Here is a 16284-nt window from a genome sequence, read left to right as displayed (position 1 = left end):
TCCTGTTCTGTTAGTCTACAAATTTCAGGCAAACAGGTTTGTCTACTTTTATATCTTTCTTGATATCGGTCAATAGTCCGGTAGTCTGGTTCCTTTCAAATATCTGAATGGTATTGGTGTCGCGGCACGCTACCAGCAAATATTTGCCGTTGGGGGTAATGATGAAGTTACGCGGATGGATTCCCGTTAACTGATAACCTACCTTGGTCAGGGTACCATTGGTCTTGTCGACTTTGAAGATGGCAATTCCGTCTGCTTTCAGGCGGTTGCTGGCATAGAGATATTTTCCGTCCGGACTGATGTGGATATCGCCACTGCCTTGCGCATTTACAGTATCGGCTGCAATGGTTTGAATTTCATCCAGCATTCCGTCGGTATACCGGAAAGCTATTACCGTCCCTCCTATTTCGTTAATAAGGTAAGCAAACTTGCTGTCCGGACTGAATATCAGATGTCGGGGACCAGAACCCGGAGCAACCTTAAAAGCTTCCGGATTACCCTTTGTCAGGAGTTTCTCTTTGTTATCGGCATTGGCATTCGGATTGAGATTGAATTTATGTATCTGATCGGTACCTAAGTCATCGGCGAGTAAATATTTGCCATCCGGAGTGATACGTACGCAGTGCAGATGAGGCATTGTCTGTCGTTCTTTATCCGGTCCGGAACCTTTAAATTCGATTACATCGGAGGCGGTTAGCAGAGAACCGTCTTTTCCGATGGGAAAGACAGTGATACTCCCTCCGCTATAGTTGGCAGTGATAACATTCTTTCCGTTGGTGATCAGGTAACACGGATCGGCCCCCATTGTTTTCTGAGTATTCAATAAGCGAAGCGTTCCTTTGGTTTTATCGAAAGCAAAGGCGCTCACAGATGCCTGGTCTTTGCTGAATTCATTGACGGAATAAACGAATTTTCCGTCGTCCGACGGAACGAGGTATGATGGGTTAGCAACTTCTGTATCACTGAGTGGTACCGATTCTCCGGTTTCTTCGTTGAATCGGAAAGTGTAAATGCCTTTACTGTCGCCGGAAGTATATGTTCCTACCAGCATAGTCAGTTCGTTGTCAGTTGTTGTTGGATCTGCCGGCTGTGCGGTTGTCTTCTTTGGAGAACAACTGGCTACAAGCATGCCGACTGCACAGATACTAATGATTTTTTCGACCATAATAAATAGATGTTATTTTGAGGGTTTGTTGGTTACCTTCGTTATATTCTGAAAACACAAAGTTAGTATAATCTCCTGTGTTTCTTTCCGGAATGAATAAAATATCTAAAATCCATCCTCTTTTTCTTTCTTTATGATGAATATTCCCTATCTTTGCAGCCACATAAGTGGTTACCACTTCCTCATCTCAAAAGGGGTTGACTGGTTTTGACAGCGGGCAGAAATGGTGGGTAAGCATGCAGTGCGTCGGTGATTTGCACTTTAATCTCAGTTATCAAAATTTTATCTGGCGAAACTAATTACGCTCTTGCTGCTTAATCGAATCATAGTAGATTAGCTTAATCCAGGCACCAGGTGCCAGGACGAGACATCACTCGGAAGCTGTTGCTCCGAAGCATTCCGGTTCAGTGGTGCAGTTACATCGGGGATAGTCAGAAGTGGCCTCGCGCTTCGGATGAAAATTTAGAGGATAAGGCAGGAATTGATGGCTTTGGTTCTGCTCCTGCACGAAAAACTTAGGCAAAGATAAGCATGTAGAAAGCTTATGATTTCCTCGTTTGGACGAGGGTTCGAATCCCTCCAGCTCCACTTTATGACAGAAACGTCCCTCTGAACCGGTAAGTTCAGGGGGATTTTTTGTTAAGAATATCCGGATTGTCCGGGTTATTTGTTACGTTTTCAACGTAAGTCGTTGATAGGTAGCTGCCTATCGGCATTTAAACTGCTGTTATTTGTCCGGGTACTTTATTTTGTCTTTTAAAATAAACACTCTACATTTGACTTCTGAGCAATTCGTCATAGAGAGTCGACAAGTGAGAAACGGTCTAATCCCAAGTATGGTTAAAGAAATTATTGTCTGCTCATATTTATTGTTTATTCATATTCCGGTAAATGCCCTTGCCAATCTATCTTTTTCTTAATAAAAACCGTATTGGGGAAACAAACTGAATATTGTCTCGTTATAATGTAGATCAGATTGATTTTTCATGTGAGTCGCCTTTCTTGATGTCCTGTTGCTCACCGATAAACGATGTGAACATCTCATTACTATTGTTTTGTTAGTATCCTCTACGACAACAGGGAGGGATTTAAGGCGTTCAGGAGCGCCACAAATCCGGTCACCTACTCACGTGATGTGCAGAAGGTAGTGTTTTTCTTTCCCCCATGACTACCTTACTATAGGGTTCCCACTTTTAATAAAACTACTCCATTTTAATTATAACAAACAAAAAGAATGAAATATATTTTATACTTCATGATGATGATATATGGTTCGTTATGCCATGCCATCGTTTGCAAACACATTGTAGAAATAAGTGAAACGAATACTCGTAAAGTGCATCAGATACGGAGAGATGCCTTGGGATATATGTGGTTTATGAGCCATACCGGAATAAGCCGGTTTGATGGAACGAAGCTGAAACACTATAAGTTGTCTGCCGAAGGACAGACTGTGGATTATTATATGGGCTGTTGCCGGCTGCTTACGGACAATGAGAATGGGTTATGGGCGGTTACCCGAAACGGAGATTTATGGACGTATAATCCGTCATTGGATAAGTTTGAGTGCAGAAACCATCTGCCGAACCAGGATAAAGCGTCAGTGCGCTTTCTCAGTGCAGATAGTCAGGGGCATATCTGGTTTTCCGCCGGAAACCGGTTGATTGTTTATCGGGGAATCACTAATACTTTCTATCGGGTGAATCACAATCTGAAACAGATTTCCGGTATGGTAGAAGTAGCTCCGGGAGAGTATTTTGTGGGTTCGGATGAAGGTCTGTTTGAGATAACCATGAAGGGGTATTCCATAGAAAAACAATCCGGCGAACTGTCCGGGAAGAGATGTCGCCGGATACATGAAATGCTTTTTCATCCGTATAGCGGCAGACTGATTATCGCAGACTATTCGGAAGGGTTAATGGTGTGGGACACGAAGTCGGAGCGGATGATTTATACATGGGACAGGCCTGTGAACAGCCGGATTAGCAGTTTGCGAACATTGGACGACCGGAATGTCTTAGTAGCAACGGACGGTGAGGGATTATATCGCATGGACATTATTAACCCGGAAATCAGGTCTTTTGTACATACCGATTTTGAGAATGGCAATTCAATTCGTACGAACCGGATTGCCGATTTGTTTGTGGATGATCAGAAACATATCTGGGTGGCGGATTATCCGGAAGGCGTATCAATGATTGATATGGATTCTCCGGATGATTATAAGTGGTATAGGTTTCAGGCAGGAAATACGCATTCATTGGCGAACAACCGGATAAATGCGGTATTACATGATTCGGACGGGGATGTCTGGTTTGCGACGGATCGTGGTATCAGTTGTTTTCACCCGTCGACAGGTAGATGGGAACGGATTGTTACAGATCTTCCTTGCCAGATGTATACTGCACTTAGCGAAACAGGTCCTGGAGAGATATGTGCCGGAAACTATGTACACGGCTTGTACATCATCCGTAAGAAGAATAATAATCAGGTTGTTCCGCATGCCCGCATTTCCGGGGTCAATGCACTTTGCCGTAAGGATAAAGATCGGTTGTGGATTGGGACGGATGAAGGTTTGTTTCTCTATTGTCCCAATGATAATGGTGTTGTGGAAGTGAAATCCTTGTCTGGTCTGCACATTCATGCCTTGTATCAGTCCGATAGCAATTGCCTGTATATTGGAACCGAAGGAAACGGTTTGCTGGTCTACCGTCCGGAGCAATCCCGGCTGGATACTGTGAAAAATTCAGGAGTTACTAATGTGTACGCTGTTTGGGAGGATGACAAGAAGCGGCTGATAGGAAGCAGTGATCAGTTTGCCTTTTCATTTGATCCTGTACAGCATTCGTTTCGGCGGTTTCCCAATAAAGGACTCCGGATTACGTCGGGAGCTTTTATTGGAGACGGCAGGCAGATACTGGGTACATACCAGGGAGCAATTGATTATGACAAACAAGAGCCTCGTTCGTTACACAAGACCTGCCTGGGATTTTATCTGGACGGGCTTCGGGTTCTGGATAAGGATATGACCGTAGAAACAGAAAATACTCCGTTAGAAAAAGCACTGAATTATACAGCTACCTTACAGTTGGATCATGATGAAAACACTTTTTCGTTTACGGCTACTGCCGTCCGCTACGATGAAATACAGGATATAGCTTACAGCTGGAAACTGGATAATACGGACTGGAGTAATCCGTCGCCGGAGAATAGAATTCGTTTTTCGAACCTTGCTCCGGGTGAATATGTCTTCTCCGTACGGGCAATATCCATTGGCAACGGACGTCCGTTTGCACAGAGGAATATGAATATCGTGATTCGTAAACCGCTCTGGAAGACAAATGGCGCTTTTCTTTGTTATGGAGTTTTGGCTATTACGCTGGGGTCTTTAGCTGTTCGTTCGTGGTTCATCTGGCAAGACAGGAATCTTTCAAGAGAAAAGATACAATTGTTTATGAATACTACCCGTAACCTCTGCATGCCGCTTACGTTGATAAAGGTTCCGTTGGAGTATCTTTATGAAAAATCGTCTTCCGAACTTGTCAATAACGTATTGCAACAGATTAAGGGTGTAAACAATCTGCTGGCCGACCTGGAAAGCATCAGCCGTATTTCGGCTTCTTCCGGGTGCCTGTCTCTTGCCGATCATGAGTTATCCATGTTTCTCAAAGAGACGGTGAACCGGTTCAGTGATTACGCAAACGAAAAATGTATTACGTTTCGTTGGGTGGACGAGCCGGCTTTTGTTACTGTGTGTCTGGATAGGGAGAAGATGGCTGCAATCCTCCGGAACCTTTTGATGGCTTTTACCGACAGTATAGACAGGGGCGGGGAAATACTTCTGAGTACATCGTGCAATACTCAAAACTGGGAGTTGAGGCTGGAGTCTGAAGATAACGGACTTCTTAAAAAAAAATTCTAAATTATAAGGGACTGGTTTCGGGAGGCTCTGCCGAGACCATGAGTTGGTTATTTATACGCAAATTAATCTGTTTGCATAAAGGCAAAATCAAATTTACTTATAAAGAAGAGCATAAACTGGTTCTTATCTTAGTCTTTCCTGTTGCCATCCGGCAATCGGAGAAATCTTCCGACCTTTCCGATCTGCTTTCCGTACCTGAATTTCCGACGAAGGACAGCGAACTGTTACCGGCTAACGAAACGTTGCCGGCAATGGAAACTCCATTCCCGAAACATCGGGAGAAGAGACGCAACGGACGTTCTTTGGTATTGGTCGAAACCCATAAAGAATTACGTAATTATCTTGTGCGAATCCTGATGCCGGATTACGAAGTTGTGTCGGTTTGCGATGCGGAAACGGCCTTTACGACTATATGTGAACGGCATCCCGATGCTGTTCTGGCCTCTTCAGCCCTTGTCGGAATTTCGGGGGAAGAACTTGCTGTCCGGATTAAATCGGATGACAGGGTAGCACATGTACCTGTGATATTGCTCGTGAAACCGGGCGAAGACAGCAAGGAGACCCAACGGAACGCCGATCTTTATGTGACAATGCCTTTTGCCATTTCGTTCTTAAAAGCAGAGATTGAAAGTCTGATTACTAACCGGGAGATTATCCGCAAGAGGTATATCCGTTTGACATTAGGGGTTGATGCTCCGGATGATGTCGAAGCCGATGTGCCGTTGTCGGATAGTGATCAGGAATTTATCAGTCTGGTGAGAAGCCTGATTGAAGAGAGACTCACCGATTCCAGGTTTACGATTGACGAACTGAGTGATTGTGTGAATATGAGCCGTTCGAGCTTTTACAATAGGATTAAGGAGATAACCGGCCATGCACCCGCAGACTATGTTCGTAGTGTACGCCTTAACAAGGCGCTGATCTTGCTGATGAGTAGGAAATATACTGTAGCCGAGGTTGCCGACATGACGGGATTCAGTGATCCGAAATATTTCAGGATCGTGTTTAAGAAACGTTTCGGAGATTCACCGACAAAGTATATAAACAATTTGTAAGTCAACGGGAGGCCGGCCGGGGGAGTGCCTTGCCGGTCTTCATTTTATTAACTAATCCTGTCAGTGGGATTGAAAGAATAACTCTTATCTTTGCTTCTCAAAATGTGAACTGCGATGTAGAATTATTGCAGAAATGGGCGAACGTAAGATTATACATATTGATATGGATGCTTTCTATGCTTCCGTGGAGCAGAGAGACCATCCGGAATTGCGTGGTAAACCGCTTGCTGTCGGGCATGCCGAGGAGCGGGGAGTAGTGGCGGCGGCAAGCTATGAAGCGCGTCGGTACGGAGTGCGTTCGGCTATGTCGTCACAGAAGGCAAAGCGCTTATGTCCGCAACTGATTTTCGTTCCCGGACGGATGGACGTATATAAATCGGTTTCCCGCCGGGTACACGAGATCTTTCATGAATACACCGATTTGATTGAACCCCTTTCGTTGGACGAGGCATTCCTGGATGTGACAGAGAATAAACAGGGAATTTTACTGGCGGTAGATATAGCCAGGGCTATCAAGCAGCGCATCCGTGAAGAGTTGAACCTGGTAGCATCGGCGGGTGTATCTTATAATAAATTCCTGGCAAAGATTGCTTCGGATTTTCGCAAGCCCGACGGACTCTGTACCATCCATCCCGATCAGGCGCTCGATTTCATTGCCCGTCTGCCCATCGAGTCATTTTGGGGAGTAGGACCGGTGACTGCCCGGAAGATGCATTTGCTGGGTATTCACAATGGCCTTCAGCTACGTGGCTGTTCGTCAGAAATGTTGGTACGGCAGTTTGGTAAAGTAGGACTGCTCTATTATGATTTTGCACGAGGAATCGATCTCCGTCCCGTAGAAGCGGTATGGATACGTAAATCAATCGGTTGCGAACATACGTTGGAGAAAGATATTCATGTGAAATCGGCTGTGATTATAGAACTTTATCACGTAGCTACGGAACTTGTGGAACGGTTGCAACGGAAGGACTTCCGGGGAAAGACGCTGATGCTGAAAATCAAATTTCATGACTTTAGCCAGATCACACGGAGCATGACGCAGGCTCAGGAACTGACGAGCCTTGAAAGAATTCTGCCTCTTGCCAAACAGTTGCTGAAAGAGGTGGAGTATGAGCAACATCCCATTCGGTTGATAGGGCTTTCGGTGTCGAATCCGAGAGAGGAGACAGATGAGCATCGGGGAGTGTGGGAACAATTGAGTTTTGAGTTCAGTGACTGGGGAAAATAGTTAAAGATCGGGATGCGGGGATGAAATAGTCGGGTGATTGTATCTGTTTAGTATTATTTTTCTTATCTTTGGGAGTGATACGGCATTGAGAACTAATAAATTATAAAAGATCATGAACCTGAGCAGATGTCCAATTCTCTTGTTGCTACTATTTGCGTTGTTCTGTAGTTGCCACGATGAAGACAGGGAGGATATACCTCCGACCGACGAACGAACCGCGAACTTCATTGTGAAATATAACGACGGATCCGGAATACATCCGGATTATAATGCTAAAGTATATATTTATTATGGAATATATTTGATGGATATTGCAGGTTTCCGCTATCTTCCGGATGGAGTTCTGGAATATGGCGGACAGGAAATAGTTCCTGATATAGAATTGTCTGCTGATGGGAAAGAAGATGTATCACTGTTATTAAATAACACGGAGAAGGTAACGGTCGTGGTTGAGAGTTCCTTTTATGAAGGGAAAATAGGAATAACAAGTTACTCTCCGGGGGATATGCCCATAAAGGGTACATTTATATTTTGGGGATAGTATGGTGGCTCGGGACAGCCGCCTGAATGTCTGTCCTCGTTTTATGATATATAAGAAAGGGGAGAAGCCGAAACTTCTCCCCTTCTGTATAGAGGCTCTGTTTGCTATGAACAGAGCCTTTGTTTGGTACGGATAGAGCCTCTGTTCAGCTTCTGCAGAGTCTCTATTTCCGGCAAGTGCTTACTTCATTCGTTTTCGGAGCAACCGGCTTCCAGTGCTTTTCCCGGTTGCATCCGGGGGAATTGCCGGTTTCTCCGGAAAAGCCCTTAAAGCTGCCGGAATCTGTTTGCTACAATCCGTGTATCACTTTCATCAGTTGTTCGCCCAGTCCGATGGTATAGCCTTGTGAAACAAAAACTACCCGGTTGAACGTATCACCGATAATAAACATCGGCAAGATGGTGCTGTTAGGCAATTTCATTGATTCGGCAATTTGTTTCTGGATGGCTCCGTTTACATCGATACCATAGATAATGGTCGAGGGCAGTCCAGGGAATTCTGTTGGGCGGAACTTCTTATATTGTTCTTCATTAGGGAAAAGCAGTACCATTTTGCGGCCCCATTTTTCGAATTCGCTGCTTAGGGCCGCAATATCCCGGAGAGCATGGTTTGTCGGTTCTTGTCCGGCTCCCAACACGGCAACTACAAAATATCCCCGTCCGCAAGTCTGAAGAATGCTTTGCGGTTCGGTGGTTCCTATCGGCAGGTAGGTGGATTCGGAGTTGAAATTACCGATCACCTGCACCTGATCCTTACTTTCGCGCATCACCAGATCGACAGTTGTTGTCTTTCCCTCTTCGATGGTGAAGAAAGTGATGTTGGCCAACACTGCTCCACTTGCCATACGGGTTCCGGTTACCATCATATAGTATCCGGTATCCATGCGGGCGCCATTTTTCAGCAAGTTCGACCAGGTAGCTCCGCCGCCCATATCTACGTCCCCTTCATCGTAGTTCAGCAATTGGAAAGTCCCGTTGCGGAATTTCGAGAGAGTGAAGTGTGAATAGTATTTCGGATCGCTCAACGAAGGGATAGGCTGGTAGCGGGCTACGAGCGTTCCGGTCGGTGCCTGTGTCTGCTGTGCTGCTTCAAAATCCACGTCGTAGACTTTACCGTTCTTTAGATCGTTGTCATTGAAACTCCGGTATTGAATTTTTCCGGTCACTTCGTCTATCCAGGCGGGGATACCCAGACTACGTGCCATGGATACAAAGAAAATGTTACGGGACTTTTCGTCTGCTACCCGGGCTTTCCATACTCCCATTGGAGACATCGGAATACGTTGTGAGTTCAGTTCATTGTTGATAGTGATCTCTTTTCTGCACCATTCTACCAAAGCCTGTGGATTCTTTCGGAAAGCTTCCGCTTCAGTTGCCGGGATCTCTTTCTGGAAGAATGCTTTGTAGGGAGTGATCATTTCGTTGGCCACACGAGGGTTCAGTACGTTGCTGTAGAAGTCCTCGGAACCGGGCAGACCGGAGTTGTTCAGATGATCGTTCAGTACTTCCGGACTAACGTCTCTCAGGTCCTTGGCTGAGATTACTTTCAGCAAGCTGATGGCCTGACTGGCTTTATCGGCTTTTACGACAGCAGAAAGGAAATCTGTCAGAGTCTGATGGTTACCTCTGGAAGCTATCAGTAGGCGTACTGTTTCGGTTTCATCCAGCTTGTTCTCTTTGGTAAAAGTCCGGGCTTGCTCTTCGGTAATGAAAGTGGCTACGTAAGCATTGCGGATGGAATCTTCCTGTGCCATGCGGCGATCGTTTTCAGTACGTTGCTCCGGAGTCACTTCGGGCAGGTTGGCACCTTCGGCCGGAGGAACAATATCCAGTGGGAGTGAATAGGTTTCACCGGCGTTTTTGTCCAGTGCGATCTTCAGTTCGTTATCTTTGCCGAATGACAATTTGGAATAACCGAACCGTCCGTCTTTAGAGGCCCATACCAGCATATCGCCCTTGCCGGCAGTCAGCGATGCGCGTCCTGCCTTATCCGTATGTTTAGTGGCTACGGTGTAGAATTCAGCATAATTATACACCTTGAACTCTACAGTGGCATCGGATACCGGCTGCCCTTCGGCATCTGTCACCAATACCGAGCCTTTGGCTGTCGGAGCATAGTTGTCGATTACATTGATTTCCGTATAGTTCGGAGTTTCGTACATGATTTCCTCTTGTCCGGCATAGCGTCCGAATACTTTGGTATGCATCAGCATGCCACGGCTGGCAGGAGCATTAAACCAGCCCAGGTTCAGTACCGGTTCCGGTTCGCAGGCGCCGAAGAAATACCATTTACCATCTACCCAGGCTTCTACCCAGGCATGGTTATCGTCGGTATGCGCCCAACGCGGAGTATAAACCTGCCGTGCCGGAATGCCTACCGAGCGGAGAGCGGCTACAGTGAAGGTCGATTCTTCACCACAACGGCCATAGGCGGTCTTTACCGAAGCGAGTGGGGAACTGGTACGGGCATCGCTTGGGGTGTAGACTACCTTTTCGTGGCACCAGTGGTTCACTTCAAGCACAGCGTCGTGCAGTGACAGGTTTTTCACACGATCTTTCAGTTCATTGTAAAATACCCGGCGCGAGTCGTCCAGATTTTCGTTGTTTACCCGGATAGGGAGTACGAAATGGCGGAATACGTCATCGGGGATCTCTTTTCCCCAAGGCATTTCGCGACGCGCCTGATCGGAGAGTCTGACATTCTCCAGATAGTAGTCACCTGTATAATCCGTCACGTCACCTGTGGGCATATAGGCATAGAGGAACATCAAAGCCTCCTGTTCAGGAGTGGTGAGTTTTTCATTAAACACTGCGAACAGATCTCCGTTAGGGAGCTGTTGCTTCTTCTTTTCAAAATCTTGCGTCACTTGGCTACGGTAAGTCTCATCTTTCAGGAAGTGGGACTCACTGCATGAAAAAAACGCAACCGACAACATCGGGATGATTAGAAAGCGGGTCAGGGTTTTCATACAATTTGTTGTTAAATAAGGCTTCGCTCCTTTTTCTCTCCCGGAGAGAGGGGAGGAGTGAATGCTGTTGGTTTATATATTTGATTATGATTTCTTTTTTTATTTCCTAAAATCCGTTCATTGGGAAGAGTACTGTGGGGATCAGCAATACCATTCCCAGAATGATGAATAAAAGAAGTACCTTCCAGAACCATTTTACCCATATCTCGTAGGGGATGCGGGCAATGCCCAAGGCTCCCATCAATACGGCGGAAGTAGGTGTGATCATGTTGGTAAATCCGTCACCAAACTGATAAGCCATTACTGTAGCTTGCCGCGAAAGCCCGATGACATCGGAAAAAGGTGCCATGATAGGCATGGTTAATGCAGCTTTGGCCGATCCGGACGGGATAATCAGGTTGATCAGTGTCTGTATCAGGTACATCACCCCCAAAGATACTATTTTTCCGGTTTCTCCCATCAGTGAAGCCAGAGAATGTAAGATCGGGTCGATGATATGTCCGTCTTGCAGTATTTGGATGATCCCTCCTGCCAGACCTACCACGATGGCAGCTGATAGCATATCTTTGGCTCCGTCCATGAATTGCCTGATGATGTTATCTGTTTTTTCACTGTTGGCAAATCCCGAGAGAATACCCATTGCGAGGAAGATGGCGGAGATCTCCGGCAGATACCAGCCATGTCCCATGACACCGGTAATCAGGAAAAGAATGGTGAACGCAAGCAGGGTCAGTATGAAGAACTGATTGGATTTACGTAAACCCAGCCAGCCGAAGGCGGCAAACAAAACAGACAGGACGGGCACTGCATAGCAGGTGACAGACGCTTCGCCTATTGCGAAAGTACTGGTTGGGTAAATGATGGAAAACAGGCACAAGGATATGAGTAACAGTATGTAGACGATCCATGCCGGACGAGTCGTGACACGGGATATCTCTCCGTTGCTTTCTTCTTCCCGTTTCCGCCAATAAGCATCGGCATGATACATGGGCGATTTCTCCGGATGCTTTTTAATGACGGCGGCATATCTGAGTACACAGACTATCAGGACCGTGGTCAGTATCAGCCAGCAAAGCATGCGATATTCAAATCCGGAAAATAGCGGTAAGTCGGACAAGCCTTGTGCAATGCCAATGGTAAACGGGTTCAGTACGGCACCCGAAAAACCTATGTGGGCAGCGACATATACCATGCAAAGCCCCGTGATGGAATCATATCCCATTGAAATGGCCAACGGGACGATGATAATGACAAAGGCCAGGGTTTCTTCACTCATGCCAAATACGGAGCCGAAGAGGCTGAAGAGAATAATGACTAAGGAAATCACCACATTGTTTACCCCCAATGATTTAATCAGTCTGTGCTTTTCAAGCCCCTTTGTAAAGTTCAGGAATGAAAAGATGCCGGTATCGATGGCACGGCTGCTGTTCATTATCTGAAAGGCACCTCCCATGATCAATAAGAAGGCGATGATTCCCGCTTGCCGTTCGAAGCCTTCAAGAAGAGCGCTGAACACTTGCCAGGTCTGTGGCGTCTGTTCTACCCGGTGGAAAGAGTGGTCTATAATGACTGTGCGGGAAGTGCCGTTGACGTCAATGGTCTCGCGCACATATTCACCTGCGGGAATGATCCAGGAAAGCACTGCACAGAGCAAGATGACAGAAGAAATGATGGTGTATGTGTGTGGTATCCGTTTTAGCATAGTCGTTTTTCTTGATAAAGCGCAAAGTTATGCAATATATTTGTAATATGCACTTGCCAAATCTGCCCATATAAAAAGAAAAATCAACTAATAACACACTTTTCTTATGTTTTAGAACATGTTTTCGAAAACATTTCGTATCTTTGCAGTGTTAATAAAGAAAACAAGATGTAAAACCGCTCTTCAAAACGTGGGGAGCAAAAAAAGAGGACCAAAATTATGAAAAAGAATGCAAATGAAATTATGATGTTGCAGTACCGTATCAAACGTTACCAAGCAATGGGAAATGGAACAATGTGCCAGCTGTTGAATGGCAAACTTCAAAAACTGCTTGCAAAGCAGGTTACCATGTAATTAAACACACCTATATTATATGAATAAGAAGCGGGGAATCGGATGATTCTCCGCTTTTTTTGTCATTTATCTGTCTGTACCGGGAACAATCATTATAAAATATTCGTTAATTAAACAACGAATCCTGTTTTATCTCAAATTTATTACTACGTTTGCGGTCACTATGATAAAGTACGTATTCTGCATATTGATAGGTATCTTCTTAATGTATGGAGCCGGTTGCACAGCCCCTGCAGAAGAGAACGCGGAACTTCCTGCGGGAGTTACTGCAACCTTTATATCGCAATGTGCCGGAGACCACTCTTTATTCAACGACCAGACGGCTGACTCGAAAGTGAGTGATGCCATCCTTCCCCACGGTTCTTTTTCACGGGAACTCGGTTCATCCAAAGTATTAAAACTTAAATTACAGACTGCCATCCGCTTGCTTAATACCTTTCATATCCGCCAGTCGGAGAAGGGAGATGCTTATCCGGATTTCAATCATAACTTCATTAAATATTCCAGCGGGTATTATGTATACTCGTTAGGGCATATCCTGATTTAGCTTTTCGGTTTCACACTTCCGTATTGAAGTGATTGGGTAATCCCATTTATCTGTTCCGATAAATGCCGGGGAAGTGTGTCTTGTCTCTCTCCGGTAGTCGTCATTCGTTGCATTTTATTTTTTCAATCTAAAATCATACCATGTTATGTTTAGTTTATTGTTATCCACTTTTGCCATGATGGGGCTTACCTTCGTCATTGGCTTTTTCGTTGCCGGAGTAATAAAGCTGATTGCTTCTGCGGCTGATTCATTGGCTTTCTACAGTTCACACCAGGAAGAGCTTGCCCGGTTGAAACGTATTCGGAAACTTCATCAGAAAGTAGCTATCTTGATAACCGAAAGTGCCCTTAGCGACGAGGAGTACGGGAGTGACGGGCGTGAAGACTTCAGCAGGGGCATCACCAAACATCCCGGAGACAATCGCGGGTTCTATCACGGTGTCAGTCCCGGTGAGCCGGAACGCGGACTGATGGATTATTTTTATCCGGAAGATACAAGATCCATGTTTCTTCGCAAAGAAGAACAAATGTTACAGCATGACAAAAAGAACAATAAGAAAGCATCTTCAATCAATAAAAACAAATAAATCTTGATAGTATGGAAAGTATAGACTTTGGAACCCTGTTTCAGGGATTTGGAACAATGATGGCCAGCGGATGGTTTCTGGCCAGTGCCCGTATGTTTTTAATAGCTTTGGGATTTCTGCTCATCTATCTGGGCTGGAAGGGTGTACTTGAGCCGATGGTTATGATTCCGATGGGACTGGGGATGGTAGCCATTAATTGCGGAACACTGATTATGCCCGACGGAGCATTGGGGAACCTTTTTCTGGACCCTATGTTATCGGATACGGACGCGTTGATGAATACGATGCAGATTGACTTTCTGCAACCGGTATATACATTGACGTTTAGTAACGGACTGATAGCCTGCTTTGTGTTTATGGGAATCGGTACGTTGCTTGATGTCGGATTCTTGTTGCAGAAACCGTTTGCCAGTATTTTCCTGGCCCTTTGTGCTGAGTTGGGGACTTTCCTTACAGTGCCTATCGCTTCGGGTCTGGGGTTGTCTTTAAAGGAAAGCGCTTCTGTTGCAATGGTCGGCGGAGCCGATGGACCGATGGTGCTGTTTACTTCGCTTGCCTTGGCCAAACACTTGTTTGTGCCTATTACGGTGGTGGCTTATCTGTATTTGGGATTAACATACGGGGGATATCCTTATTTGGTAAAGCTGTTGATTCCTAAACGTCTGCGTGCTATCAAGATGGTGGAGAAGAAAGCTCCTAAAAATTATGACGCGAAAGTGAAACTTGCCTTTTCTGCTATTTTGTGCGCTGTGCTGTGTTTCTTGTTTCCGGTTGCTTCTCCACTATTCTTCTCTCTCTTCTTGGGGGTAGCTGTACGCGAGTCCGGCATGAAGCATATCTATGATTTTGTAAGTGGTCCGTTGCTTTATGGTTCTACCTTTATGCTGGGATTACTATTGGGTGTGCTCTGTGACGCCCATTTGTTGCTCGATCCTAAGATTCTGAAACTTTTAGTGTTGGGTATGCTTGCTTTGTTATTGTCGGGTATCGGGGGAATCATGGGTGGTTACATCATGTATTTCATTAAGAAAGGAAACTATAATCCGGTGATCGGTATTGCTGCCGTGAGTTGTGTGCCTACTACGGCAAAGGTTGCCCAGAAGTTGGTAAGTAAAGATAATCCGAACTCTTTCATCCTGGGGGATGCACTGGGTGCAAACATTTCAGGAGTAATCACTTCGGCTATCATTACGGGTATTTACATAACGATTATACCTTATTTATAATAATGTTGTAGCTGACAGAATGATTTCATGAGTGACTGACAGAGCTTATCCATTTACAGTTTGTATATTTGTCGCTCTCAGATAGTTTGAAAGACAAGGTTATGAAAAAACTTATCCCTCGATATACCTTTTTAAAGAATAAGTACGGCAGTGAGTTGCTGGTGGATATAGTAGAACTGAAAGATATAAAGAAATATGTCGTTAAAAGTTCTGTTCATACCCTGACTTATTATGACATTACCTTTATCACCGAAGGGGAAGGAAGTTTCATTCTTGATAATCATACCTACCGGGGCGGTGTGGGAGATGTGTTCTTCTCCAAGCCGGGAGAGATACGTAGCTGGGATACAAATGCGATTGTGAATGGATATGCTCTGATATTTGAAGAAGAGTTTTTATCTTCTTTCTTTAAAGATTCTTTGTTTGTGCAGCATCTTTCCTTTTTTAATCCGGTGAAGGAATCGTTGAAAATACATTTGCCGGAACGCTCTTTTCTGCGCATGTTGCAACTTCTGCAATCTATTAAGGAGGAGATTGATCTGTTCAGACAGAATGACGTTCATGTGTTGAGAGCGCAACTTTATGAAGCGTTGATGCTGCTTAACCGTTTTTACGTGCAGACCGTATCGGATGCAGGGATAAACAAGGAAGGACGCAGTCCGTATCTTGTTCAGTTTGTACATTTGGTCGACCGTACGTTCAGTGAATATCGTACCGTGCGGTATTATGCCGGAAAACTGTGTATTACTCCTAACTATCTGAATGAAATAGTGAGTATCGCTATGCAGATAAGCGCCAAGCAATATATTCAGAATAAAGTGATGGAAGAAGCAAAGCGGATGCTTGCTTACACGGATTTGCCGGTTGCCGAAATCGCTTTCGAACTGAATTATGAAACGGTTTCTTATTTCAGCCGTTGTTTTCGCCGGTATACGGGAGAAACTCCTTTGGGCTACCGGAGGGGACATAAACCATAAAAAGTGTCATTTC

12 protein-coding genes and 1 other RNA gene are annotated in these 16284 nt (G+C 45.2%); 10 read left to right on the top strand and 3 right to left on the bottom strand.

The window, feature by feature from the left end; all coding sequences use genetic code 11:
- Window positions 1-10: 10 nt before the first annotated feature.
- A complete protein-coding gene (locus JZY04_RS11100) occupies window positions 11-1165 on the bottom strand; it encodes a lactonase family protein (protein WP_122142827.1) in 1155 nt (384 codons plus the stop codon).
- Window positions 1166-1358: 193 nt separating this feature from the next.
- Here JZY04_RS11100 and ssrA point away from each other — a divergent pair.
- From ssrA to JZY04_RS11075, 5 genes are all read left to right on the top strand, one after another.
- Window positions 1359-1756, top strand: a transfer-messenger RNA (tmRNA) gene (gene ssrA, locus JZY04_RS11095).
- A 643-nt stretch (window positions 1757-2399) separates the two neighbouring features.
- Window positions 2400-5087: a two-component regulator propeller domain-containing protein gene (locus JZY04_RS11090; protein ID WP_220575451.1), complete on the top strand. Its 2688-nt coding sequence runs from the start codon at window positions 2400-2402 to the stop codon at window positions 5085-5087.
- 38 nt (window positions 5088-5125) lie between these two features.
- Window positions 5126-6142: an AraC family transcriptional regulator gene (locus JZY04_RS11085; RefSeq protein WP_122143610.1), complete on the top strand. Its 1017-nt coding sequence runs from the start codon at window positions 5126-5128 to the stop codon at window positions 6140-6142.
- A gap of 133 nt (window positions 6143-6275) precedes the next feature.
- A complete protein-coding gene (gene dinB / locus JZY04_RS11080) occupies window positions 6276-7370 on the top strand; it encodes a DNA polymerase IV (protein ID WP_220577428.1) in 1095 nt (364 codons plus the stop codon).
- 112 nt (window positions 7371-7482) lie between these two features.
- A complete protein-coding gene (locus JZY04_RS11075; RefSeq protein ID WP_122143608.1) occupies window positions 7483-7911 on the top strand; it encodes a hypothetical protein in 429 nt (142 codons plus the stop codon).
- A 289-nt stretch (window positions 7912-8200) separates the two neighbouring features.
- Here JZY04_RS11075 and JZY04_RS11070 read toward each other — a convergent pair whose 3' ends face one another.
- Together JZY04_RS11070 and JZY04_RS11065 are read right to left on the bottom strand one after the other, a co-directional pair.
- Entirely contained in the window at window positions 8201-10879 is a 2679-nt protein-coding gene (locus JZY04_RS11070; protein WP_122143607.1) for a transglutaminase domain-containing protein, read from the bottom strand.
- 106 nt (window positions 10880-10985) lie between these two features.
- The gene (locus JZY04_RS11065) at window positions 10986-12581 is read right to left on the bottom strand and encodes a YfcC family protein (RefSeq protein WP_122143606.1); all 1596 of its coding nucleotides are present in this window, start codon (window positions 12579-12581) and stop codon (window positions 10986-10988) included.
- 219 nt (window positions 12582-12800) lie between these two features.
- On the opposite strand from JZY04_RS11065, the gene JZY04_RS21305 reads away from it, so the two are divergent.
- From JZY04_RS21305 to JZY04_RS11045, 5 genes are all read left to right on the top strand, one after another.
- Window positions 12801-12935 carry a hypothetical protein gene (locus JZY04_RS21305; RefSeq protein WP_005775876.1) on the top strand — a complete coding sequence of 45 codons (135 nt, stop codon included), beginning with the start codon at window positions 12801-12803 and terminating at the stop codon, window positions 12933-12935.
- A 163-nt stretch (window positions 12936-13098) separates the two neighbouring features.
- Window positions 13099-13482: a hypothetical protein gene (locus JZY04_RS11060; RefSeq protein ID WP_005818739.1), complete on the top strand. Its 384-nt coding sequence runs from the start codon at window positions 13099-13101 to the stop codon at window positions 13480-13482.
- Between the two features lie 145 nt (window positions 13483-13627).
- A complete protein-coding gene (locus JZY04_RS11055; RefSeq protein ID WP_181996536.1) occupies window positions 13628-14068 on the top strand; it encodes a LapA family protein in 441 nt (146 codons plus the stop codon).
- A gap of 11 nt (window positions 14069-14079) precedes the next feature.
- On the top strand, window positions 14080-15294 hold the full coding sequence (locus JZY04_RS11050; RefSeq protein WP_005775879.1) for a sodium ion-translocating decarboxylase subunit beta: 1215 nt from the start codon (window positions 14080-14082) through the stop codon (window positions 15292-15294).
- Between the two features lie 101 nt (window positions 15295-15395).
- Entirely contained in the window at window positions 15396-16271 is an 876-nt protein-coding gene (locus JZY04_RS11045) for an AraC family transcriptional regulator (protein ID WP_122143605.1), read from the top strand.
- The last annotated feature ends 13 nt before the right edge of the window (window positions 16272-16284 follow it).

Origin of the sequence: Bacteroides sp. 11BF, from assembly GCF_019633765.1 — a bacterium.
GTDB classification, from domain to species: domain Bacteria; phylum Bacteroidota; class Bacteroidia; order Bacteroidales; family Bacteroidaceae; genus Bacteroides; species Bacteroides hominis.
This window is presented reverse-complemented; position numbering and strand designations above follow the sequence as displayed.